The organism is Blastomonas sp. 34TW, from assembly GCF_059803595.1.
In genome coordinates this window covers 1-1,068 of sequence record NZ_JAPFGW010000053.1, presented here as the reverse complement: position 1 = coordinate 1,068, position 1,068 = coordinate 1, and the positions used below count along the sequence as shown (strand labels likewise).

Annotated in this window: 1 pseudogene; it reads right to left on the bottom strand. The window is 60.6% G+C overall.

The window, feature by feature from the left end:
• A pseudogene (locus OPU69_RS19955) lies at nt 1-1,068 on the bottom strand (IS3 family transposase); the annotation flags it as partial.

The following is a 1,068-nucleotide window of genomic DNA, read 5'->3' as shown; positions in this document are numbered from 1 at the left end:
CTGAGTTTGCCAGCATGATCGGGGGGACATTCCCGATCGCGCTGTGCGGTCGCTCTTCGTTGTAGTGTCTACGCCACGCCTCCAGCTTTTCGCAAGCATCTTCCAGCGATAGGAACCAGTGCGCGTTCAGGCATTCGCTGCGCAGTTTGCTGTTGAACGCCTCGATGAACGCGTTGTCTGTGGGCTTGCCAGGGCGGGAGAAGTCCAGGATCACACCGCGCTGGTAAGCCCACAGATCCATGTCCCGAGAGATAAACTCGCTGCCATTGTCCACCCTGATGGTCTTGGGGTAGCCGATCTCCCGGCATGCCTGTTCCAGCGTGGCTACCACGTCCTCGCCCCGGTAGCTGAACCGCGGATCGACCACCGGCGATAGCCGGGAGTAGGTATCGACCACCGTCAGGATGCGCAGCTTCCGGCCGGTCGCCAGCTGGTCGTGAACGAAGTCCATCGCCCACACATCGTTCGGCCGGATCGCAGTAGCACGATCCTCACGCAGCTTCGCTTTGACGCGCCGCTTGGGCGTCTTGTTGCGCAGCTGCAAGCCCAACTCTCTGTAAAGCCGATAGACCTTCTTTGCGTTCACGACCCAGCCTTCCCGGCGCAGGATGTGATAGACACGACGATAGCCGTAGCGGACGTGCGTCTCGCAGATTTCCTTGATGCGTTTCTTCAAAAAGGCCGGATCGGTGCGGCGGGACTGATAGTGGTAACTGGAAGTGTCGAGCGGCAGAACCCGGCAGGCCCTCCAGATCGACACGCCCCAGTCCAACAGCATCCCGTCGACCAGCTCGCGCTTCCGATCCGGCCTCAGAGCTTTCGCTTGATGACATCCTGCAGCATCTCGCGATCGAGCGTCAGATCGGCGACGATCTTCTTGAGCCGGCTGTTCTCGTCCTCCAGCTCACGCAGCCGCCGCATCTCCGATGGCAGCAGCCCCGCGTATTTCTTCTACCAGTTGAAATAGGTCGCCTGGCTGATACCTGCCTTGCGGCAGACCTCAGCGACGGGCGTGCCTTCCTCGCCCTGCTTTATGACGAACGCCTTCTGCGCGTCCGTGAACTTAGA